We start from the raw sequence: 22,510 nt of genomic DNA, 5'->3' as shown, positions 1-22,510 counted from the left end.
AAATTTACACATTTTTTGCATTTTACAATAAACCTCGGCAGAATATATGTTTTTGCGCTTCAACCCAATATTATGAATTCAAATCAAATAGAAAATCAGTAAGAAAGCCTTCGGTTCCACCATTTAACAAAAGGAATGATTATGTAAGTGGTATATATATCAGTTTTTCTTATAGCCATTATCTTGTGAAGATGGCAAACGGCGTCGTATAATGTATTGTAAGCATCTTTCTGGGAATGAATTTACTGCATCAGATGTTTAGTTTAACCAGTGAATTTACGTTTTGGCGGTTGTCACCGCATAAACTTCAGACTGTACAAAGTCTTGGGGCAGGGGACTGCCAGCTAAAGCAGCAAAGAGAAATGAAACTTGGGGGAGAAGTAGCATGAATCAAATTAAAAATGAACAGGAATACCGTGAAAAAATTAATGCCGATCAGTTAACGGTTGGAATCTTTACCACAACTTGGTGTCCGGATTGCAAGCGTATGGATATGTTTATTGACGAAATTATTTCTGAAAATAAAGATAAAACATGGTTTAAGGTGGACCGTGATGAATTCCCTGAAATATCCGACGAGCAGAATGTCATGGGTATCCCATCACTGCTGGTATTTAAAAATGGCGAAAAGCTTGCCCATCTGCATAGTGCTAATGCAAAAACAGCAGATGCTGTACGCGAATTTTTAGAAACTATATAATTACGCTGAAAAGGAAATCCATCCGCTGTGCTCTGGCGGGAGGGATTTCCTTTTTTTGCTTTTAGCTCTTTTCTTAAAGGTTCTGGTTTTTGAATGAGTTCTGTGAGGCGATTTCTTTGTTAGTGGCACATGCAAGGCAAGATAAGTAAAAATAAAACTTTAGAAAAATTAGTTTTTGCCAGTCAAATAGTGTGTTATTCTGAATATACAGAAATTGGAGTCGTGAAGAGGTGAAGAACATAATTAAGCTGTTTCGTTATGCCCTTTTTTTTCTGGGCTTATCATGCATAGGCCTTGGCAATGCCCTGGCTGTCAAAGTGAAATTTCTCGGCCTTCATCCCTGGGAGGTATTAAATGTCGCCCTTTACCAAAAATATGGATGGACCATCGGCACATGGAGCGTCATATGCGGATTATTCTTAGTCCTTGTTTCACTCATTGTCGACAGAAAGTATATCAGCATCGGTACCTTTTTGAATGCCCTTTTGATTGGCCCGATCATGGATTTCTTTTTGCGAAGCGGTTTATTGCCGCATGCATCTTCTCATATACTGATCAACCTTCTTATTCTGCTGGCGGGAATTATCATAGCCGGAATTGGGGGAGGCATGTATGTCGCACCTGGAATTGGAGCAGGCCCGAGGGATGGTTTCATGCTATCTATTGCAGATAAAACAGGCTTATCAGTAAGCCGTGCCAGGATAGCGGTAGAATGTCTGGTGCTCTTACTGGGTTTTTTCTTGAGCGGACCCGTTTTTGTAGCCACATTCCTTTATACGTTCATTCAAAGCCCTATATTTCAAACTTCATTAAAAATGTTCCGCATTCTGCTGCTCAATTTAGAAAAAAAGGAAAAGCTTCCTGCTGCAGAAATTACCCAGAAGGGTTAGGAAAAGGCACACATATCGTGTGCCTTTATACTTTTTAACCTCTTCCTGCTTGAAAGGATGGATATTTCGTCATTCCTCCATCAACAAATAGGGTAATGCCTGTAACATAGCTTGCTTCAGAGGAGGCAAGCCATGCGGCGGCGGCAGCTACTTCCTCTGGTTTGCCAATGTATCCCATAGGAATCATGCTTTCAACATCCTTTTTTTGCTTAGGATCAGCAAACTTTTCTGCATTGATAGGAGTGTTGATTGCACCGGGACCTATATTATTCACCCTGATGCCTTTTGGTGCGTATTCTAATGCAAGTGTTTCTGTCATGAGCTTAATACCGCCTTTGCTTGCTGCATAGTGCACAAACAGAGGCCATGGAATCATTTCGTGAACGCTAGACATATTAATGATGCTTCCCTTAATATTGTGGTTAACAAAATGTTTTAAAGCTTCGCGGCTGCCTAAGAAGGCACCGGTTAAATTTGTATTCAGCACTGAATTCCAGTCATCAAGCGAAAGCTCGTGTGAAGGAACAGCATTTTCGATACCGGCATTATTGACCATGACATCAAGTGTGCCAAAAGTACTGATGGCCGTTTGCACCAGATTGATGACATCCTTTTCGTCGTTAACATCTCCCTTTACAATCACTGCTTCTCCGCCAGCCTGCTCGATTTCCTTTTTGACCGTCAAAGCTTCTTCTTCATCTTTATAATAATTTACAACAACTTTGGCTTTTTCCTGGCCAAACCGGACTCCCATTGCTTTTCCAAGCCCTGTTGAACCTCCTGTAATCACAACGACTTTTCCATTCAAATCAGTATACATCAAACATTCCTCCTATTAAGTTTGTTATGTTCTGGATTTTGCGAGCCCAAGGAATACAGCACCTCCAATAATGAGGATGATACCAGCTGCAATACCGATAAGCTGCTTTTTTGTTTTCTTTTCTTTTAAAAAAATGATTCCGCCGAGCGTTGAGATAATTATGCCCATTTGTGAAAGGGAGAAGCTGGTGCCAACGCCTACTTTTGGCTGTGAGATGAACAAAAATAAATTTCCGGCTGCCCATATTAAACCAGCAATGATATTCTTCACCGTATACATATTGAACGGTTTATGCCGGTATGTAAGGATAAGGCCGCCAACGACCATTCCTATTGCCTGAGGCAATAGAGCTGACCAGCTATCAATGTGAAAGAACCTGATGATTACTACATAAACCAGATATCCGATAGTAGAAATAATCAGGGTGAAAATACCTTTTTTGAGCTGCCCTTGTTCTTCCGATTGATCGGGACCTTTAAGGGTGGTAAGGATAATGCCGATTACAATCAGCACCAGTGCAATGACGCCCAATATAATGGAGGTTTTAGTCGCCCATTCTTTAAAGGCGATTACTCCAAATAGTGAAGCGGATACAAGCTGCATCCCTGTTGAGATAGGCATGGTTTTTGAAACGCCCATATACTCTACAGCTTTTAATTGATTTCGCTGTCCAAGTGTCCAAAACAATCCTGAAATGAAACCAATGAGCAGGATGAAGGAAGTTAAGTGAGGATGTACAATTACGTAAATAACGATTGAAAAAAACAGTGCACCGATCGTTGTGCCAAGTGTTTGGCTATAAGGGCCTCCTCCGAGCCGGACGTTTACTAATACAATGCTTCCCCAAAATAATGCAGGAAAAAGAGCTAGCAGAATATCCATTATCAAACCTTCTTTCTGTAGAAGCAGCACATTGTCAGGCAGTCGATTATGCCTGGTCTTATTGTTTCTTTTTAGAGAAAAGTTATGTATGACTCACATTCCTTCCACATCCTAAATCCCGGCCATCTTTTTCGCTGACTGTAGCATTCTATATACATAGAAGGAAATAAAGAAAACAAATAGGGTTTCAAACAGACTCCATATAAAATTTTCGGACATTTTTAGGCCCGCAGTTTGCAAATACAGATTAACCAGATTAAGAAAGAAAACGTGGATAACATAAATACCTAAAGAATCAGCGCCGATTTTCGTGACAAATAAATTTTTTCCATGCTGATTGTATTGCAGGACGAAAATAAATAAACTGGCCGTCAGAAAAATTGTAGAAATGAAATATTCCCCGTGGCTGCCTGAGAGCTTTCTATCCAGAAGATAGGCTTCAATTACCTGCAATACTGCAAAACAGCTAAATAAGAGCACATATATTTTAATGGCCATTCTTTTTTTATTGATCTTGTCTTTATGTGAGGCAATGAAAAACCCTAAAGTACTGTAAAATAACCCGAAAAACAAGGCATCTCTAGTAGGGATCGGCATCTTATAAAACATCGTATACGACTGGCCTAATAAGCCTGCTAGGTTTAAGATCAAACTTGCCAATATCAAGAGGTGTATTTTTTTTAACCGGAAAAAAATATAGAGAATGAAAATGCTCCACACTAGGGCGGGAAGAAACCATAGTTGATATCCGCTTGTTCCTTTTCCGTAATATAAAAGGTCCAGCAGCGCAAAATCGTCCAAATAGTGCAAGATGTCATCGGTTGCTTCAGCGCCATGATGGGTCATAAAAAGGACACTAATATCATATATGCAATAAAAAAGAAACCATAAGGCATAAATGGAAAGCAGTTTCATCAAATATTTAATAAAATAGGTTTCAGTGCTCTTTGACCGGGTTATTTTTCTTCCAAATAAATAGCCTGATGACATGAAGAAAAAGGGGACGGCAAATCTAGAAAGGGCATCAAGCATATAAAAACCTGCCAAGTGATCTAAAGGAAAGGTGTGTATGACGACAACTGCAAAAATTGAGTAGAACTTTATATAGTCGATAGCATAATTTCTTGTATTGATGCTGCGTTCCATAATAACCCTTCTTTCTTTTCTATCTGTTCTTTACCGTTTATCATCCATTCATTTTTATACAACAAAAAATATGTTAACATGTTCACAAATGTAAACGCTTACTGTATAATAAGCACATATCATAAACGGTCCTGGAATAGAATCACAGAAAGGGGATGTTAGTTTGATTTTAAAAGAACTTAGCAGAAACAGTCTGCTCACAATCAATTTTTATCAAAACGGGCTGATGAGAACCTGCAGAGGTAGGGTAAGAACATTAAATACAATTGAACAGACACTTTCGCTTGAGGATGAAAACCAAAACATCTTTTTTATCCGGCTTTCTGGCATAAGGGAAATTTATTAACGTCATCAAGGTTTCTTCTATTCCTGCAAACCTTGCTGGCGTCATTTTTTTCTTATAGAAAGCAACAGGACATTAACAAAATTTTTTCTGCAGGAAATAAAAAAAAATTATAAAACATGTAAACTAGATGAACAATTTTTTTGAAATAGTGTTATAATATTTTAGTAAGCAAATTATATATTTTTATATTTACTATTTTTATAAGTGAAAAATGGGCGAATAGGTTTTTTTGTCCAATTACTATTTGTAAAGCCGGGCAGTTTGTGTTCTCTTTTTTTGTAATAGTATGTGTAAAGATTCACAAACTTATTGGCTGAAATTGGTCAAGAAGGAAATCTTGCGGGGACGGGAATGTGTTTTCCCGAAAAAATCAGCAGAATTGCTTATTGTAAAGGAGAATTGGAAATGTCAGAAACTACCACTCAAAATATGTCTGAACAAGCGAAAGTTTTAACAGCCAGCCAAGAAAAGCTTGATGTACTGGATCAGCTTTTAAAACCAGAGGTTCAGGAATCATTGACAGCATTAGTCGATCAGCTTCCAAAATTAACTGAACTAGTCGGTATTCTTACAAAGTCTTATGACTTTGCTCAAAGTGTAGCAACTGATGATGTTCTTAAAAGTGATACAGTAGGTGCCATTACAGAAATGGCTGAACCAGTGATCCACACTGCAAAGAATCTTGCAGCTACAGCTATTGAAGCAAAAGACCGTGCAGATGCAAGCAATGAAGTAATCGGTGTATTTGGATTGCTTAAATTGCTTAAAGATCCTCAGGCACAAAAGATGTTCCGGTTTGTAAATGCATTTCTTCAGGTTTCATCTGAACGCGACAACTTAAAATAATTTATTGTTACTATAATCAGTAAGGACGGGGGATATATTATGTCAAAGAAAATTGTCATCTTAGGTGCAGGTTACGGCGGACTGCTATCTGCTTTAACACTGCGCAAATATATGGATAAAACTCAAGCACAGGTTACAGTGGTCAACCAATACCCTACACACCAAATTATCACTGAGCTGCACCGTCTTGCAGCCGGGAGCATTTCTGAGCAGGCTGTTGCTATGCCTCTTGAGAAATTGTTCAAAGGAAAAGACATTGATCTAAAAATTGCAAAGGTTGATTCTTTCTCTGTTGATCAGAAGGAAGTAAAACTAAGCGATGGATCTGTTCTTTCTTATGATGCACTTGTTGTCGGACTTGGAAGCACTACTGCTTACTTCGGCATTCCTGGACTTGAAGAAAACAGCATGGTTCTTAAATCTGCTGCAGATGCAGTGAAAATCCAGCGTCATGTGGAAGAGCGCATCCGTGAATATGCAAAAACGAAGAATGAAGCAGATGCTACCATTCTTATCGGCGGAGGCGGATTGACTGGTGTTGAATTAGTCGGCGAAATCGCTGATAAAATGCCTAAAATAGCTAAAAGCTATGGAGTGAATCCAAAGGAAATCAAATTGATGCTCGTTGAAGCAGGCCCTAAAATTCTTCCTGTTCTTCCTGATCACTTGATTGAACGTGCAACTGCAAGCCTTGAAGCACGCGGCGTCACTTTCTTGACAGGACTTCCTGTTACAAACGTAGAAGGAAATACTGTTGACTTGAAAGATGGTCAAAAAATCGTAACCAACACATTTGTTTGGACTGGCGGAGTTCAAGGAAATCCTCTTGTGGGCCAATCCGGACTTGAAGTGAACCGCGGACGTGCGACAGTCAATGATTTCCTTCAATCTACATCACATAATGATGTATTTATTGCTGGAGACAGTGCGGTATACTTTGCTGCAGATGGCCGTCCATTCCCGCCGACTGCACAAATCGCATGGCAAATGGGCGAACTAATCGGCTATAATCTGTTCGCATTCCTTGAAGGAAAAGAATTTGAGCAATTCAGCCCGATTAATTCCGGAACACTTGCAAGCCTTGGACGCAAAGATGCTGTGGCCACGATCGGTGCAAATTCTACAGCTCTTAAAGGCCTTCCTGCTACACTAATGAAGGAAGCAAGCAATGTGCGTTATTTAACTCACATTAAAGGATTATTCAGCTTAGCGTATTAATAAAACCTGTTATTTAAAGCCCTGGTACACACGGTTATATACCGTATGTGTCAGGGCTTTTTTGTGTATATTTAATGGTGATAACTAATAAGGAAAGAAAAAAAGGTGGCCCATACAATGGAACTCCAAGGTTCAAAAAAATTATAGATTAGTAGTTTCCGTAAAAGCCTTCATTGCGGCTACGGCCGCAGCCGCATCTGTTTACGTTTGACGATACCTGCAGTGGTGATTTAGTATTCTTAACAGGGTCAGTAAGGCTAACTACGGTTCTAGCTATTGCTGCAGGAGCTACCTTAAATATCCGTAAATCTCACAGGTTTCAAAATCCACTGACAGGAGCAATAATTTTTTCTGAACCGCTTCCAACTGTTGCATTAGGTGTAGCGACTACTTCAATAATTCCATTAGATTTTGTGGATGTTTTGAATAACATAGATGAAGAGGTAATTTATACTCTTACCATAAGTGCTACTGCCGCAATTGCAACCACTCTTACTATTTCTACAACTTTTACAGGTGCAGAATATAGATAATTCAATAATCAATATCTTGATCTGGATGTATTTTTACTCCGGATTTTTCGTGTTTGTTTATGAGCTATGTTATAGGGGAAAACCTTCGTCTAAGTAAATGTGATGTTTTGGAAAAGAAGTTAATAGTATAGAATAATTTTTTTCTCATATATGGTGATTTAAATAAAAATATTAGGAAATTAAATATAGAAAGTTAGAGGGTGCTGAACATGCTTCCCAGAAGGTTTTATGGCCGACCCTAGTTATAACCAACTTTTTGTTCAGGGGTTTTTAAAAACATGGAGAGAAATGAATTAGAGGAGAGAGGGAATAAGAATTTTACTTAAGAAGATGTTTTATGAGTCTCTTTTTTAAGTAGTTTAACCCGAAACTTGAGAATACCGCCTATCAGGATTTCATCAAGAAGCAGCGAGGATAGCATACCAGTGATAAACCCTAATGAAGTTGGCATAAAATAAGTTGGAAACGCACCTATGCACAATAAAGAAATAATTACTTGGAGTATGAGGCAATTGATCGATGCTTACTGAAAAATATTCTCGTTTTTGCCATGTTTTCCTCTAGCCGTATTAGTCTGTTTAAATATCTTCTGTCCTAACTGCAGTATAAAAATATTGAAAGAGGGGGATATCCAGAATTCTTTATGAAGAATTAATATGGTATTTACCATATTCTTCTTCATCTGCTTTATAAGGACCTGATTTAAAAAAGCAGGCCCTTTTTGTTAGTATTATGATTTTGCCGGCATTTTTGCTTTGAAATGATACGGAACCATATCGTCTTTTATGCTTTCGAATGTATAGCCATTTTTTTGCAGATAGCTAAGAAGTTTTGGGAGGTATTGATATGTGCTTGGTTTTTCGTGCATTAAAATGACATTTGGAATCGTTTTAAAATTGTGTTGTTTTAATTGTTTTTCGACATTGCTGACATATTGCCCATTCCGGCACTGCCAGTCCTCACTGTCAATCGACCAATCCCAAAGCTTAAACCCATTTTGCTGAACCGCCTTCATATATGCGGGCTTCATGTAAGGGGAAGATCCATATGGAGTACGTATCAAATGGGTAGTAACACCTGTTACTGCTCTCAGCGTCTGTTGATCCTGTTTCATCTCTGCGACTACCGTCTCTTTAGATCTATAGATAAGATGTGCATTGTGGGAAACCCCATGCAGACCTAAAGAATGCCCTCTTTTATGCATTTCCCTTACAATATTTTGATGTTTTTTTATATTTGGATCCAATAAAAAGAAGGTAGCTTTTGCGTGATAATGATCCAATATTTTTAACAGCTTCATAGAATGCTGATCCGGCCCGTCATCGAATGTTAAATAAACGGTCTTTGAACCGCCATAATCCTCTATGGAGGGCTTAAGCCTTACCTGCTGGGAAGCCAGGCTGCTGATTTTCGGATATAAAGCAGCCGGAAGTTTTTCTTTTTTTACAATGTGATCGTTTATAAAATCCCGTTTTGCTGCATCGGTTTTTTTGTTTTCGCTGGCAATTGCTTCATTATCATGTGTTTCGCAATTTGCAGCTCCAAATATACCAAGTATGCCGGCTGCAAGGATACTGACTTTGACCCATTTTCTTGGTTTTATTTTCTTTTTCATAGTACTATCACCCTTTTTGTAGAAGCTTGTCTATCTCTATCATATATTGTCAGTGATAGGAAATCACTAAAAAAATACTAAAATTTTCAACATAATCATATATGAGGGCAGATAGAGAGATATTGTAAAAATGAATGAGTTTTTGAAAGATTAATTAAAAAATATCAATTAACTGATAAAGTTCAGGGAAATACTAGCTTTCCGGCCATATTAGCCATTCAAGGAAATGTAACTTTTTATTTCTAGCATAATACTGGTCTTTTTGCGTGAATCTCCATCCTCATATACTTCCTTTTTGTGGATTTTCCCATTGTAATTGTCCCGTCAAGATAAATGGCAATCATCATGCTAAAGATCTGTTTTTCAAAACCTGGGTTTTTTTTCTTTAATTTAGGGAAAAGACTCCGGTATTGTATGAATTAGAAGGGGGCAGAAGGAGAGAGGAAAGACAGTAGTGAAAAGGAGAGAGAATATATGAAACTAATGAAATTACTGATTACTGCATTTACATTCATTTTATGCATAAGCTGTACTCTTAATTCCGCAGATGCATCTCAGCTCGTCAAAGGATCAAGAGGGCATCATGTATTGCAGCTTCAAAAGGAACTGAAGCACCTTGGCTATTTTCACTCAGCACCAACTGGATATTATGGATCAATCACAGCAAGGGCAGTCAAAAGCTTTCAGCATGACTTCCGTATAGAAGCAGTCGGATTTGTAGGGCCCAGGACTGCCCGGAAGCTAGCGGACATTAATATGGCAGCACACACGGTTTACGGCGAGGCGAGGGGGGAAAGCTATAAGGGCCAAGTTGCCGTTGCGGCAGTCATATTGAATCGTGTCAAGTCCAGCAAGTTTCCAAATACATTACATGGGGTCATTCATCAAAAAAATGCATTCTCTGCTGTGGTAGACGGCCAATATACTTTGCAGCCTGACTCAACAGCCTACCGTGCTGTAAAAGCTGCCTACAGGGGATGGGATCCGACATATGGTTCGCTGTATTATTATAATCCCCGCATTACCACAAGTCAGTGGATTTATACACGGCCGATTACATATAAACTGGGTAATCATCAGTTCGCCCGGTAAATAAGCTACTGCAGTTCAAAAATTATCCCAAATGACAACTAATTTGAAAAGTAAATCAGGAAAAAAACTGTGGCATGCACCAATTTAATGGTAAATGAGTGAAATCGGTTGCAATTTTGCTGTACTATCATATAGAATAAACCTACGATAAATAGGCAGAGGGGTAATGATGATGGAAGCAGCAAAAATCGGTGACGCAATTTTATTCAATAAAAAAGTAAAAGGAATAGTCGAGAAAGTAAACGAAAACTCAGTGATTGTTAACATTACAGAAAATAAAACGGATGCCGAATATATCGGAAACAAGACAGTGGTATCTCATAAAAATTATAAAATCATTTCCAAATCATAAATTTTGCACGCTAATCAATAGGGCGCCCCGGCAGTAATTCATGCCAGGGCGCCTTTTGTATGAGTTGATATGTATATAAAGTCCAGCCATCAATTCCTATGCTTGACAAATCAGATGGGAAAATCGCTGCGGGGAAATGCTCTGCTATTTAAACATTGTGTTTTTTCAGATTAAAAAAACCGGAACAGAATGTACAAGCATCTTTTTAAAGCAGTCATATTATATGAAAGGACTTCCCCTCACTTGTTAATGGAAAGGAGGGATAGGTATATCTCCTTTTTATCATAATAAAGCAGCAAATCAGGAAAAAAACAGTGATTTTTTATCGGCAGAGGAAATAGAATCTATTCAAAAATGGATACCAATACTATGGAAATATCAATTTTTCCCAATCAGTAATATTGTAGAAGCTGCACGCTTGACAATGGATCTAAAGTATCCTTTTATAGAACATGGATTCAACAGGATGGTATTTGACATGGAAAACGGATATGTTCTCAAAATTGCTTTCTCCGATATGGGACTGAAAAGCATCCAGCGGGAATATGAACTTTACAAAAGGTGCCCGAAAGACGTTAAACATTTGCTCTGTGAAGTGAAAGAGCAGGGGTACGGGTGGATTATAATGAAAAAAATGATGAAAAAGCCTTCAGCGGATATCAAAACATCCTATAAAATTCTAGACCTGCACATGGAATTTTTAAAGCATGGTATTATTCCTGGTGATTTGCGTTTGGGAAATGTCGCTATTTCCGAGGCTTCAGAGGAGGAGCTGGTTGTACTGGATTATGGGTTATTTTTTATGCCTTTTCAAAACCCATTTTTCCTGTAGCGCCAGCAAGCAGTATTACTGCCCGTATATATAGAAATAAGGCCGGAGCATCCCGGCCTTATTGTTATTTGCTGACAGTATTCACGTTGTATTCTTCAAGTGTAATATGATGCCCGCTGATATACTTGGCAGCTGCCTTTCCTGTATATCTTAAGTGCCATGGCTCATATTTATAGCCTGTGATTGCTTGTTTTCCTTTAGGGTAGCGGATGATAAAACCATAACCTGCGGCGTGGGTCCCAAGCCATTTTGCTTCTTTCGTGTTCCCGAAGCAATCTTGCGCCGCGCATTTGCCATTCCCGCCTGTTACATCAATGGCAAGCCCGGTTTCATGTTCGCTTGTTCCAGGAAGGGCACTATAAGTTCTGGCTTTTTCAGAGCCATCTTTTTTTACATAATAGTTAAACAGCCCAACCTGTGTGGAGTGAGATCTGTAAGCAGAGACACCTAAAAGGTTAACATGCTGCTTTTTTGCACCGGCAAATAGCTTGCTTAAAGCTAATGAGGCTTCTTTTCTCATTTTTCGTTTTTCGGTCTTTTCCTTAAAAATAAAAGGAATCGATGTGTATACTAAATCCTTTGGTGTATAGGTGTCTGGCAGCTTGTTATTTTTGTTTACTAACACAGAAATGCTATCCGGTTTAGCAGCAACATGAATGGCATTGTCCTTGCCGGCAGACGTGGATTTTATATACTTCCCCGAGGCATACCCGGTTTTGCCGCCGTATGTCAGTTTATACCAGCCATTACTTTTCGTGCCTTTAATGTTTAACAATGTTCCCTTTTTCACAGTTCCAAGTTTCCTATAAGAAGTGGAAGGGCCAGTGCGGATGTTTAAATTGGCAGCTGCCGTATAATGCAGCACTTCCGCTTTTGCTGAATTGCCTGGAAAAACTTGCTTTCCCCCTAAACCGAACAGCATTGTAAATGCAAGCATGAGTGCTGTTCCAACAGGCAAAAACTTTTTCCATAGCACTTTGTTTATATTCATATTTTCAATCCTTCCCCAATGACAGTCTATTACTACTATCATCTTACCCTACCAAAAGCTGGTTTGCATCCTATTAAACTTTAATACATAAATTAATGAAGAACTCTTTTAAGATTTACACTGCCGGATTATGTTGTTTTTTAATAGGAGAAAACTATCGGTCACGTTAACCGTCCATATAGGAGATATAATTCATTAATATCATACAGGAGACAAGTTACTGCCATGCTTAAGGCTATTGAGGATTTCTTATGGATGGATTAATGTGGAAAACTGTAAAAAAAATAGCCCCTTTACCACAAAAGTGGCAGGAGGCTTGGATGGCACATTGAAAATTCCCCGGATTTCGAAAACCTTCAACAGATTTTACTTTAAATTAACTACTACCTTTTATCAGATTAAAAAAATCAGCATTTCATTTTTCTACGAATTAAGCGCAAGAGCCTTAACATTAATGATCCTTGTCATGGTTCTTGGGTGGATTTACATACTTTCCGTGCACTTTCACGCCAACTCCCTGGTCATACACCATCTTTCCCCCGAAATACCCCACAGAAAGAATTCCGGCTGCACACAAAACCGATAAAATGGTGCTTATAGCAAGCCATTGCCGGACCATAGCCTTGCTTTTTATCCTGAAGAAAACCCTATATGCTAAGATGACAAGAGCTAAAATAGTTGTTAAAGTTGCTAAGTTATCATGATAATGAAAAATATTAGTATTCCCTCTTGCATCCTGGCCAGGCCCAGTACCTATGGCGACCCATGCGCTTAAGAAAGCTGCAAGCCAAATCCAGTTTCCTTTTGGCGCGGCTTTCTTATGCAAGATAGCGAAGAATAAATCGTATAAAGCTGCCATTAAAATGATGACAATAGGAAAGTGAACAAAGATTGGGTGAATATGTGCGAAAACTTCATTTAGCATATTTTTAATCTTCCTTTACTATAGATTGATGTCAGTATAGGCCAGTGAAATTAGAATTCCATTAGAAAAAATAATTTTTTTTGATTTCAACTACTATGTGAATTCTTATTTATTTTAATCATTCTAATCAAATTTAAATCTTTATTGTTTAAAATAGAGAATAACTTTCCAAAAAAGTATATGGTGAAGGAGGAAGGTGAACGTCATGCACATATTAATTGTGGAAGATGATAAAGCACTTCAGAATATCATAGCGAAGATATTGGCGGAAGAGGCATATGATGTGGATCAATCTGAAAGCGGCGATGAAGGATTATTAATGGCCAGGACAGGTGTTTATGATTTATTGATAGTAGACCTAATGCTTCCCGGTCTGGATGGCATTTCTCTTATTAAGCAGATCCGTATGGGAGGAATGAATATCCCGGCGTTAATACTAACTGCAAAAGATAGGATTGAAGATAAAGTAAAAGGGCTTGATGTCGGGGCAGATGACTATCTTGTAAAGCCGTTTGCCACTGAAGAGTTTTTGGCGCGGGTGAGATTTGTTCTCCGGCGGGCTGGAAAAATCGGTTTGGAAGGAAAAATGGCATACGCAGGAATTATGCTCGACATTACCCAGCAGCAGGCCAGCATTACTGGAGAACCGCTTAAACTAACAAAAAAGGAATTTGAATTGTTGAGTTATCTTATGCAAAATCGTGAGCAAATATTAATTCGTGACCAGATATACGATCGAATTTGGGGAATTGAATCAAAAGCTGGGGAAACAATTGTGGATGTTTATATCCATTATTTACGGAAAAAATTAACACCATTTGGAATTGAGGAGCTTATACAGACCGTGCGAGGTGTAGGGTATATGCTATCGGAGGGATGATATGTTTCAAAAGACCCGATTAAGACTGGTTTTATTAAATTCAGCTGTATTTATATGTATAATCTGTCTGTTTGGCACTGTGCTCTACTTTTATATGCAATGGCGTCTGGAAAAACAAGTCGATAAAACGATTCAGGATGTGGCACGCCACATGAAACACGAGCACCTTGATGATATAGGGGAATTCCTAAATCCAGAAAATAATGAAGAAAACCATCGGCTTGTATATCTATTTTTAGGAAAAAATAGTGAAATTCAAAAAGAGATGCCCGAAAATCTGATTGCTGCAGGAGATTTATCAAAGCTAAAAAGTGAAGCGAAATCAAGTATTCCAAAAACTATAAAAAGCGGCGGGCTTGAATACCGTTCATTCAGTATACTGGTTAACAAAAACGTAAAATTGAATGGAACATCCATGTATATTAACAGGATTCAGCTTATTTATAATATGGAAAGAGAGAGGGAAATGCTGTCTCATTTGCTTACGGTAATTGGGTTCGGCATTATAATAAGTGCAGCTGCAGCAATACTGGCGGGCTTATTCCTTGCAAATAAAGCGCTGGTTCCCATACAGTCCGCATGGAATAAACAAACACAATTCGCTGCAGACGCATCACATGAATTGCGCACCCCTTTAGCTGTCATGAAGCTTAATTTAGAACGGTTATTCAGGCATCCAAAAAGCAGCATTGAACAGGAGAGCGAGAGCATATCCCAGGCAATTGGCGAAATAAAATATATGAGCAAAATGATTTCTGATCTTTTGATTTTAGCTGGATCAGACTCCAATCAGCTTGAACTGAACGTGGCAAGGGTAAATCTCGATGAATTGCTGAATAAAGCGGTACAAAGCTTTTCTGAGCTGGCAGCTTTAAAAGAAATTAAAGTAGAATCAAACGTTTCCTGCCATATTGATATTTCAGGTGATGAAGAAAGGCTTTATCAATTATTGATGATCCTTTTGGATAATGCATTGAAATATACGGAGGAAAAAGGATTCATTTCAGTTGGATGCTATGTAAAAGTATCTGCAGCCCATATTTCTGTAGCTGATACAGGAGCGGGAATATCAGCAGAGGATTTGCCATTAATTTTTGAACGTTTTTACCGTGGAGATAAAGCAAGGACAAGAGAGTTTGAAGGGACTGGTCTTGGATTGTCAATCGCCAAGTGGATTATCGAGGCGCATGGAGGTAAGATCCGGGCTGTCAGTGCATTGGGGAAAGGAAGCGAATTCCTTCTTCAGCTGCCTTTATGCAAAAGGTAGCCTCTTTTATGCTGCACTAATAGATATGTACTTATTGATTTCTGAGGCAAGCTGTGTGAACTATCTGTAAAGTATAATGGAACCATCTGGAAATCTCAGTCCCGCCCTTATTAAATTAAGGCGGGGCTTTTTTGTTGTTTAAAAGTTGAAAAGCACAGCAGCAGGGGTTGTTAAATTTATATTGATGTAGCTTAGAGCTTGAATTTATATCAAGGTGAAGTTTTCTAAAGAAATTCAAATGTTCACTTTTTATAATGAACAATGAATTGATTATGGAGGTCAAAACTATGGCTAAATTAAATAACAAAATGATTACATTATGCTCAGCTGCAGTTGGTGCCATCTATCTTGCGGGGTATTCAGCGACTGAACAAACAACAGACATGGCTATACCGCATCAGGCTCAAGAAATACAGAACTTGGATCAAGGAGGAAGAAATGTAAAACAGCAAAAGCAATCTAAAAATATGCCTGAACATAAAGCTGTCATTTATCAGCCGAAAATTTATAAAAATGGCACCTTTTACGGAACAGGAACTACCAGGATTGGTTCTGTGGAAGTTGCCGTTACCACAAAGCACGATAAAATTACTTCTGTCGAAATAACAAAATGCGATACTCATTATTCTCAGTCTAAAATAGACGGATTGCCTGAGCAGGCTTTGAAGAGGCAAAGCAGCAGGGTGGATTTGGTATCCGGTGCTACCCTAAGCTCAGAAGATTTCCAGTGGGCCGTGGAAGAGGCACTTCAGCAGGCAAAAATATAATTGAATGTGACAGGAGGAGCGGAAATTGCTGAAAAAGAAAATCGAGAGAAAGCTAATATGCATGGATACCGTCATCAGCTTTACAGTGGTTTCTTCAAAAAGCGAACAAGTCATACAAAAAAGTTTATCTCGTGTTTTTGATATTTTTCATAATATCGAAAGCAGCTGCAGCCGTTTCGATCCAGATAGCGAGCTTAGGCTTCTTTCATCTTCAACCGGAATTCCGGTCAAGGTAAGTGAAATTCTTTTTCAGGCCATTCACTTTTCAATTAAAATTTCTAAAGAAACAAATGGCGCTTTTGATATTACAGTGGGAAATGCCCTGGAAAAGCATGGATTTAACAAAAACTATTTAACAGGAGAAATAACCAGTTTAGACACCACGGAAGGATTGAACGGAACCTATAAGGATGTATTGATAGATGAAAAGAAGCGGACGGTGTTGCTCACAAAACCCCTTATCTTGGATTTAGGGGCTGTTGCGAAGGGGTTAGCCGTAGATTTAGCACGAAGAGAGCTGGATGAATTTGAGGGATTTTGCATAAATGCAGGAGGAGATATTTTTGCAAAAGGGGTGAATGAAATCGGAACACCCTGGAAAGTTGGCATACAGCACCCCTTGGATTCTATGCAGATCATTTGTAAATTAAAAATCTCGGATTGCGCTGTCTGTACATCCGGCAGCTATGAAAGAAAAAGTATAGCAAATAACGGGGTTCATCATCTTTTCGATCCAGTGAAACAGATATCGAGCAATGAAATTTTGAGCTGTACAGCTATTTCTCCATTTGCCATGCTCTCGGATGCTTTGTCAACAGCTGCATTCATCCTGGGACCCGAAAAAGGCTTAATCCTCTTGGAGGAACACGGAGCAGAAGGAATCATGATAACTCCTGCACTGGAAATGAAAGTAACAAGCGGAATAGAGAGGTATTATTGTGCATAATTTGAAACATTCACAGGCCATGGGAAATAGAAAAGAAAATTCTTTTACTAGAATGGCCTATCGCCACCCTGAGTATAAGAAAAAGAAAAACAAATTTCAAAGATTCATAAACACTCCGAAAGGCTATCTTATATTGATCCTAATCGTCTTATTCGCTGCCGGCATTTGGGGCAGCAGCCCTAGACAAGGATTAATAAATACAGGTTCTGCTATTATGGCAGCTGTCTTGGCCGATTTAGCTTTTGCAAAGTTGAAGAAAAGGCAGAAATTCAAGGTAGATGGAGGCATCATTTCCGCTTTAATTCTTTCAATGGTCCTGAGCACGGAGGTGCCTTGGTATCAGGTGATCATTATTACCTTTATCAGCATACTATCAAAGCATCTGATTGTTTTAAATAAAAAACCCGTTTTTAATCCCGCTGCCTTTGGGCTTTTAGCGTCGATTATATTATTTTCAAGCGGGCACAGCTGGTGGGGAGGCATGTCATTGCTTTCTCCATGGCTCCTTCTCCTTGTTATTATAGGCGGATTCGCAGTAACGGAAAAAGTGAACAAATTCCCGCAGGTACTTACGTTTCTGGGTGTATATTTTTTATTGTTTGCACTAATAAACCTGCTTCATTTGAAAATGACAGGAGAAGTCTTTCGTCCGCCATTTATAAATTCAACTCTATTTATGGCATTTTTTATGATTACAGATCCTCCAACTTCACCCGCAAAATATAAAGATCAAATCATCTTTGGGCTTATGGCGGCAGTAGTCAGTATAGCAGCTTATTTGGAGATTGGAGGATTAACCTATCTTCTGGACGGATTATTGCTCGCAAACATATGGAAAGCGCTGGCAGTCCCAAAAGGAAAAAAGCTTCACAGAGTAAATTGATAATGTAAACATACAGCCTTGTTATTAAGAACTCTGCTGGCCAGAATAGTCAGATGGAAACTGAACAAAAAGGATGCTTAGAATCTATGTAAAAGGCTATCGAAAGGTTTATCTCTTAAACATAGTTGTTCTATGTTATTATTTCCTCATATAAGACTATCAAAAGAGAGGAAACAATATGTCCAAAAAACACTGTTGCAGCAATATGACTGACAGGGTAAATTATATTTGCAGAAAACACGCAGACCCATTTGATTGTCCAGACACCTTGATTTTTTACAGTTCTAAATTTGATGAATACGGATTAATCGTTCACGATGGAGGGTCTTCATGTATAGATATTTCTTTCTGTCCTTGGTGCGGTACAAAACTGCCGTTATCAAAAAGAGAGTTATGGTTCGATACCCTTGAAAGATTAGGCTATGAAGATCCTTTTGAACAAGACATAACAGAAGATTTCAATTCGAATAAATGGTACAACAAATAAGCCTCTCCAATAAGGGGCTTTTTAGAAGTTTTCAGGAACCGTCCTCAGTAAAAGGAACGAGGATACAAAAAAAGCCATATCCCTTTAAAAAGTAGGGGATATGGCTTTATGAAGTTTGGTTTATTTTTATATCGCCAGGCTTATTGCACCAAAGCATCCTGCTGTGTAACCAACAGGCCAATACAAAATATCCTATAAGGCTTTTTCAGTTGCCTTTGGAAAAACAGGTCAGGATACTATCATAATAACTTTTCGCCAAGCAGGGATCCCATTAATGCTACTGCAGCTATGGCTGTTTTATTTTTTTCATCCAGGATCGGATTGACTTCAACAAATTCGGCGGAGGTAATGATGTTTTCTTCTGCAAGCATTTCCATCGCCAAGTGGCTCTCCCTGTAGCTGATACCGCCCATTACCGGAGTTCCTACACCTGGTGCATCAAGAGGATCTAATCCATCCAGATCAAGGGAAAGATGAACGCTGTCTGTCCTTTCCTTAAGATAAGCGATGGTTTCTTCCATTACCTTTGTCATGCCAAGCCTGTCTATTTCATGCATTGTATATACTTTGATTCCTTTATTTTTGATTAATTCTTTTTCACCTTCGTCCAGTGAACGTGCTCCAATAATTACAACATTTTCAGGTTTGATTTTCGGTGCGAAACCGCCAATGTCAGTCAGTGAGGGATGGCCGATTCCAAGGCTTGCAGCAAGCGGCATGCCATGAATATTGCCGGACGGGGAAGTCTCGGCTGTGTTTAGGTCTCCATGTGCATCATACCAGATCACTCCAAGATTAGGGTAGTGCTTGGCAGTTCCTGCAAGGGTGCCGATGGCGATGCTGTGGTCGCCTCCCAGCACTAATGGAAATTCGCCTCTTTCTATAGCACTATAAACTTCCTCTGCAAGAATGCTGCTTCTATCTGCCACCAATTCAAGGTTGCGCATATTAGTGTCCGGATCAATGACAACCTCTGGCCTTCCGACAGGTATATCGCCATTATCGCGCACTTCAAGGTTCAAGTTCTGCAATCTTTCAACGATTCCTGCATAACGGATGGCGCTTGGTCCCATATCAACACCCCGCCTCATTTGTCCCAAATCCATCGGCATTCCTATAATGGTAACCTTCTTATTCATATATATCTCTCCAAATCTATGTATAGTAGTCTATCTTTTCTGAAGGAGATAGATCCTATCAGACAATCATTTGCTTTTTTGACTTAAGCTGCAATTCAACTTCGATTTTAGTTTGCTGCTTTTTTATTTTAATAAAATAAATAATGTAGCAGGCAAGCATGAATGGAATTCCGCAATATAATGCCATGCGCTGTTCGGCATCAAAAGCGAGGCTGATCATGACAATACTGTTTAAAATAAGACCTGAAAGCGGAAGGAACGGGTATAATGGTGTTTTGAATTTCAAATCCTCAGCTCGTCCGCCCTGACGAAGGAACTTTCGGCGGAACGCCAGCTGTGAGGCTGTAATGGAAATCCAGCCAACTTGTGCTCCTAGACCTGCCAGTGATAAAAGCCAAACATAAACAGTTCCAGGTGCTACTACACTTGACAAGAGTGAAAGGCATGCCACACCTAAAGTAAGAAGAAGCGAGTTCATCGGAATGCCCTTCCGGTTGACTTTGCCAAGCACAGGAGAAGCCATTCCCTCTTTAGACAAAGAAAACAGCATGCGAGAAGCGGCATACATCCCCGAATTCGCTACAGACAATAGTGCTGTAAGAATTACAAAATTCATAATATCTGCTGCATACGGGATACCGATACTGTCAAATACAACAACGAACGGACTTTCGATTACTCCAGCTTTTTGCCAGGGAATCAGCCCTGCCAGGACAAAGATTGCCAGTACAAAGAAAAACAATGTTCTCCATACAGTCTGCTTGATTGAACGGGGAATCGTCTTCTCAGGATTTTCGCTTTCTCCTGCTGCAATGCCGATCAACTCGGTTCCTTGAAAGGAGAAATTTACCGAGATCATGGTAATTAACAGAATGGCAAAACCATTAGGGAAGAGGCCGTCTTTAAAGAAATTGCCGAGCATTGGGGCAGGCTGCCCGCCCTTCATATCAATCAGCCCGAACATGGCAGCTCCGCCGAGGATAATGAACATGATTATGGCAAATACCTTAATGCTTGCAAACCAGAATTCCGCTTCACCAAAGGCTTTTGCCGAAAGCGCATTTAATGCGAAAAGAACAGCCGCAAATAAAGCACACCAAATCCACACGGGAGAACCAGGAAACCACCTTTGCATAAGCTGTCCGGCAGAAAGGAATTCCACCGCTACAGTTACAGCCCAGCCAAGCCAATAGAGCCAGCCAACCGTAAATCCGGTTGCGGGACCAATGAATTTGGTTGTATATGTCTGGAAAGAGCCCGATACCGGCATTGCCACTGAAAGCTCTCCAAGGCATAACATTGTCAAAAACATAATAAATCCGCCGACTAGATAGGAGAGTATTGCACCAGCCGGCCCTGCCTGATTAATTGTATATCCTGTACTTAGAAAGAAGCCTGTCCCAATAACCCCTCCGAGAGAAATCATAAAGAGATGCCTGGACTTCATGGTCCTTTTCAGTTCATTATTTTGGCTGTATTCAGGTTTCATGATATCTCTCCTTAAACAAATGAGTAAACGCTTCCATTAGATGTTTTCATTATATTCTAAAATCTTAGAACAAGAAAGGGAAATATAATATATTCGTATAACAAATGGACAGTTGCTTATTCGTGCTGATAAAGGCATATTTACTAAAAAGGTTACCGGAAGCATCAAAATGACTGCTCCGGTATCTTGTCGGCTGAAAAAGAATATCCAATAGTTATTGCAATTATTGTAAGGCAGAAAGCAGTTTATGAAAGAACCTTCCTGATTTTTTCAATCGCCCAATCAAGGTCTTCTTTAGATATCATCAAAGGAGGGGCAAATCGGATAACCGTATCATGGGTTTCTTTGCATAATAGGCCTTCATTCTTAAGCAGTTCACAATATGGTCTCGCTGCTTCAGACAATTCCACTCCGATAAATAGTCCTCTGCCACGGACATCCTTGATTTTTGGATTTTTTATTTGTGATAATTCATCCATAAAATAGTTTCCGAGTTCAAATGAACGTTCAGCAAGTTTTTCTTCTTCCAATACCTGCAGGGAAGCGATTGATACTGCACAGGCGAGCGGGTTGCCGCCAAATGTTGAGCCATGTGATCCCGGGTTGAATACACCTAGGATTTCTTTATTTGCTGCTACACAAGAAATGGGGAATACTCCGCCGCCAAGAGCTTTTCCAAGAATGTACATATCTGGTGTAACATCATCCCATTCACAGGCAAAGGTCTTTCCGGATCGGCCCAATCCTGATTGAATTTCATCTGCTATAAATAATACATTGTTATCTTTGCATAACTCCAAAGCCTGTTTCAGGAAACCTTCAGGTGGAATGACTATGCCAGCTTCTCCCTGGATAGGCTCAATTAGAAATGCAGCAGTGTCTGGAGTGATGGCTGACTTTAATGCTTCCAAATCACCATAAGGGATTATTTTGATTCCGGGAAGCATCGGACCGAAGCCGCGTTTATATTCAGGATCAGATGAAAGGGAAACAGCTGTCATTGTCCGGCCGTGGAAATTACCTTCACAAACAATCACTTCAGCACGGTTTTCAGTAACACCCTTCCTATCATAAGCCCAGCGCCTCGCTGCTTTAAAAGCAGTTTCAACAGCTTCCGCCCCTGTATTCATGGGCAGGATCATTTCCTTGCCGGTTAATTTTGATACAGCTTCATAAAAAGGTGCGAGCTGGTCGTTATGAAAGGCTCGGGAGGTTAAAGTGATCCTGTCGGCCTGATCCTTTAATGCCTGAATGATCTTAGGGTGTCTGTGACCTTGATTTACGGCAGAATAGGCACTGAGCATATCCATATATTTATTGCCTTCCGGATCCTGAACCCAAACGCCCTCTGCCTTTGATATAACGATTGGAAGCGGATGGTAGTTATTCGCGCCATAATTGATTGTTTTCTCAATGATTTCCTGTGATTTTGTAATGATTGTCATTTGAAAGCCTCCTGTTATC

The 22,510-nt window shown here is 39.5% G+C and carries 24 protein-coding genes; 15 read left to right on the top strand and 9 right to left on the bottom strand.

Annotation, left to right across the window (positions count from 1 at the left end; translation table 11 throughout):
* Positions 1-385 precede the first annotated feature (385 nt).
* Positions 386-700, top strand: a complete 315-nt coding sequence (locus ACN6MY_RS14625; protein WP_419880851.1) for a thioredoxin family protein — start codon at positions 386-388, stop codon at positions 698-700.
* Between the two features lie 230 nt (positions 701-930).
* Positions 931-1,590: a YczE/YyaS/YitT family protein gene (locus ACN6MY_RS14620; protein ID WP_419880850.1), complete on the top strand. Its 660-nt coding sequence runs from the start codon at positions 931-933 to the stop codon at positions 1,588-1,590.
* 34 nt (positions 1,591-1,624) lie between these two features.
* On the opposite strand, the gene ACN6MY_RS14615 is transcribed toward ACN6MY_RS14620, so the two are convergent.
* The 3 genes from ACN6MY_RS14615 to ACN6MY_RS14605 form a co-directional block, all read right to left on the bottom strand.
* Complete coding sequence (locus tag ACN6MY_RS14615) at positions 1,625-2,410, bottom strand: glucose-1-dehydrogenase (RefSeq protein WP_419880849.1); 786 nt, start codon at positions 2,408-2,410, stop codon at positions 1,625-1,627.
* Positions 2,411-2,434: 24 nt separating this feature from the next.
* Positions 2,435-3,292 (bottom strand): GRP family sugar transporter, encoded by an 858-nt coding sequence (locus ACN6MY_RS14610; protein ID WP_419880848.1) that lies wholly within the window; start codon positions 3,290-3,292, stop codon positions 2,435-2,437.
* Positions 3,293-3,403: 111 nt separating this feature from the next.
* Positions 3,404-4,438, bottom strand: a complete 1,035-nt coding sequence (locus ACN6MY_RS14605) for an acyltransferase (protein ID WP_419880847.1) — start codon at positions 4,436-4,438, stop codon at positions 3,404-3,406.
* A 163-nt stretch (positions 4,439-4,601) separates the two neighbouring features.
* On the opposite strand from ACN6MY_RS14605, the gene ACN6MY_RS14600 reads away from it, so the two are divergent.
* The 4 genes from ACN6MY_RS14600 (at position 4,602) to ACN6MY_RS14585 (ending at position 7,381) form a co-directional block, all read left to right on the top strand.
* On the top strand, positions 4,602-4,784 hold the full coding sequence (locus tag ACN6MY_RS14600; protein ID WP_090991369.1) for a YolD-like family protein: 183 nt from the start codon (positions 4,602-4,604) through the stop codon (positions 4,782-4,784).
* A 405-nt stretch (positions 4,785-5,189) separates the two neighbouring features.
* Positions 5,190-5,630 carry a DUF1641 domain-containing protein gene (locus ACN6MY_RS14595; RefSeq protein WP_071353162.1) on the top strand — a complete coding sequence of 147 codons (441 nt, stop codon included), beginning with the start codon at positions 5,190-5,192 and terminating at the stop codon, positions 5,628-5,630.
* 39 nt (positions 5,631-5,669) lie between these two features.
* Positions 5,670-6,848 (top strand): NAD(P)/FAD-dependent oxidoreductase, encoded by a 1,179-nt coding sequence (locus tag ACN6MY_RS14590; protein WP_419880846.1) that lies wholly within the window; start codon positions 5,670-5,672, stop codon positions 6,846-6,848.
* A 173-nt stretch (positions 6,849-7,021) separates the two neighbouring features.
* Positions 7,022-7,381 (top strand): hypothetical protein, encoded by a 360-nt coding sequence (locus tag ACN6MY_RS14585; protein WP_419880845.1) that lies wholly within the window; start codon positions 7,022-7,024, stop codon positions 7,379-7,381.
* A gap of 730 nt (positions 7,382-8,111) precedes the next feature.
* On the opposite strand, the gene ACN6MY_RS14580 is transcribed toward ACN6MY_RS14585, so the two are convergent.
* A complete protein-coding gene (locus ACN6MY_RS14580; RefSeq protein ID WP_419880844.1) occupies positions 8,112-8,996 on the bottom strand; it encodes a polysaccharide deacetylase family protein in 885 nt (294 codons plus the stop codon).
* Between the two features lie 474 nt (positions 8,997-9,470).
* On the opposite strand from ACN6MY_RS14580, the gene ACN6MY_RS14575 reads away from it, so the two are divergent.
* The 3 genes from ACN6MY_RS14575 (at position 9,471) to ACN6MY_RS14565 (ending at position 11,272) form a co-directional block, all read left to right on the top strand.
* Positions 9,471-10,088, top strand: a complete 618-nt coding sequence (locus tag ACN6MY_RS14575) for a cell wall hydrolase (RefSeq protein ID WP_419880843.1) — start codon at positions 9,471-9,473, stop codon at positions 10,086-10,088.
* A 172-nt stretch (positions 10,089-10,260) separates the two neighbouring features.
* Positions 10,261-10,440 (top strand): DUF2187 family protein, encoded by a 180-nt coding sequence (locus ACN6MY_RS14570; RefSeq protein WP_071353136.1) that lies wholly within the window; start codon positions 10,261-10,263, stop codon positions 10,438-10,440.
* Between the two features lie 478 nt (positions 10,441-10,918).
* Positions 10,919-11,272 carry a hypothetical protein gene (locus ACN6MY_RS14565; RefSeq protein WP_419880842.1) on the top strand — a complete coding sequence of 118 codons (354 nt, stop codon included), beginning with the start codon at positions 10,919-10,921 and terminating at the stop codon, positions 11,270-11,272.
* Between the two features lie 64 nt (positions 11,273-11,336).
* Here ACN6MY_RS14565 and ACN6MY_RS14560 read toward each other — a convergent pair whose 3' ends face one another.
* Entirely contained in the window at positions 11,337-12,263 is a 927-nt protein-coding gene (locus tag ACN6MY_RS14560) for a D-alanyl-D-alanine carboxypeptidase family protein (RefSeq protein WP_419880841.1), read from the bottom strand.
* Between the two features lie 451 nt (positions 12,264-12,714).
* On the bottom strand, positions 12,715-13,188 hold the full coding sequence (locus ACN6MY_RS14555; RefSeq protein WP_419880840.1) for a DUF2231 domain-containing protein: 474 nt from the start codon (positions 13,186-13,188) through the stop codon (positions 12,715-12,717).
* 205 nt (positions 13,189-13,393) lie between these two features.
* Here ACN6MY_RS14555 and ACN6MY_RS14550 point away from each other — a divergent pair, with 205 nt between their 5' ends.
* The 6 genes from ACN6MY_RS14550 to ACN6MY_RS14525 all read left to right on the top strand — a co-directional run bounded on the left by ACN6MY_RS14550 (position 13,394) and on the right by ACN6MY_RS14525 (position 18,418).
* The gene (locus ACN6MY_RS14550) at positions 13,394-14,068 is read left to right on the top strand and encodes a response regulator transcription factor (protein WP_419880839.1); all 675 of its coding nucleotides are present in this window, start codon (positions 13,394-13,396) and stop codon (positions 14,066-14,068) included.
* A gap of 1 nt (position 14,069) precedes the next feature.
* Complete coding sequence (locus ACN6MY_RS14545; RefSeq protein WP_419880838.1) at positions 14,070-15,335, top strand: sensor histidine kinase; 1,266 nt, start codon at positions 14,070-14,072, stop codon at positions 15,333-15,335.
* Positions 15,336-15,622: 287 nt separating this feature from the next.
* Positions 15,623-16,102 carry an FMN-binding protein gene (locus ACN6MY_RS14540; RefSeq protein ID WP_419880837.1) on the top strand — a complete coding sequence of 160 codons (480 nt, stop codon included), beginning with the start codon at positions 15,623-15,625 and terminating at the stop codon, positions 16,100-16,102.
* Positions 16,103-16,127: 25 nt separating this feature from the next.
* On the top strand, positions 16,128-17,048 hold the full coding sequence (locus ACN6MY_RS14535) for an FAD:protein FMN transferase (protein ID WP_419880836.1): 921 nt from the start codon (positions 16,128-16,130) through the stop codon (positions 17,046-17,048).
* Complete coding sequence (locus ACN6MY_RS14530) at positions 17,041-17,931, top strand: RnfABCDGE type electron transport complex subunit D (RefSeq protein WP_419880835.1); 891 nt, start codon at positions 17,041-17,043, stop codon at positions 17,929-17,931. Before ACN6MY_RS14535 ends, ACN6MY_RS14530 begins: the two co-directional genes overlap by 8 nt.
* Positions 17,932-18,109: 178 nt before the next feature.
* The gene (locus ACN6MY_RS14525) at positions 18,110-18,418 is read left to right on the top strand and encodes a DUF6980 family protein (protein WP_419880834.1); all 309 of its coding nucleotides are present in this window, start codon (positions 18,110-18,112) and stop codon (positions 18,416-18,418) included.
* Positions 18,419-18,657: 239 nt separating this feature from the next.
* Here the strand turns inward: ACN6MY_RS14525 and rocF are convergent, their stop codons facing one another.
* The 3 genes from rocF to ACN6MY_RS14510 all read right to left on the bottom strand — a co-directional run bounded on the left by rocF (position 18,658) and on the right by ACN6MY_RS14510 (position 22,491).
* The gene (rocF, locus tag ACN6MY_RS14520; protein WP_419880833.1) at positions 18,658-19,557 is read right to left on the bottom strand and encodes an arginase; all 900 of its coding nucleotides are present in this window, start codon (positions 19,555-19,557) and stop codon (positions 18,658-18,660) included.
* A gap of 58 nt (positions 19,558-19,615) precedes the next feature.
* Entirely contained in the window at positions 19,616-21,046 is a 1,431-nt protein-coding gene (locus ACN6MY_RS14515) for an amino acid permease (RefSeq protein ID WP_419880832.1), read from the bottom strand.
* 245 nt (positions 21,047-21,291) lie between these two features.
* Positions 21,292-22,491, bottom strand: coding sequence for an ornithine--oxo-acid transaminase (locus ACN6MY_RS14510; protein WP_419880831.1), 1,200 nt, complete (start codon positions 22,489-22,491; stop codon positions 21,292-21,294).
* Between the last annotated feature and the right edge of the window lie 19 nt (positions 22,492-22,510).

Source organism: Peribacillus sp. B-H-3 (assembly GCF_048572925.1).
Classification (GTDB): domain Bacteria; phylum Bacillota; class Bacilli; order Bacillales; family DSM-1321; genus Peribacillus.
Note: the sequence above shows the minus strand (reverse complement) of the source record. Positions and strands in the feature narration are given on the sequence as shown.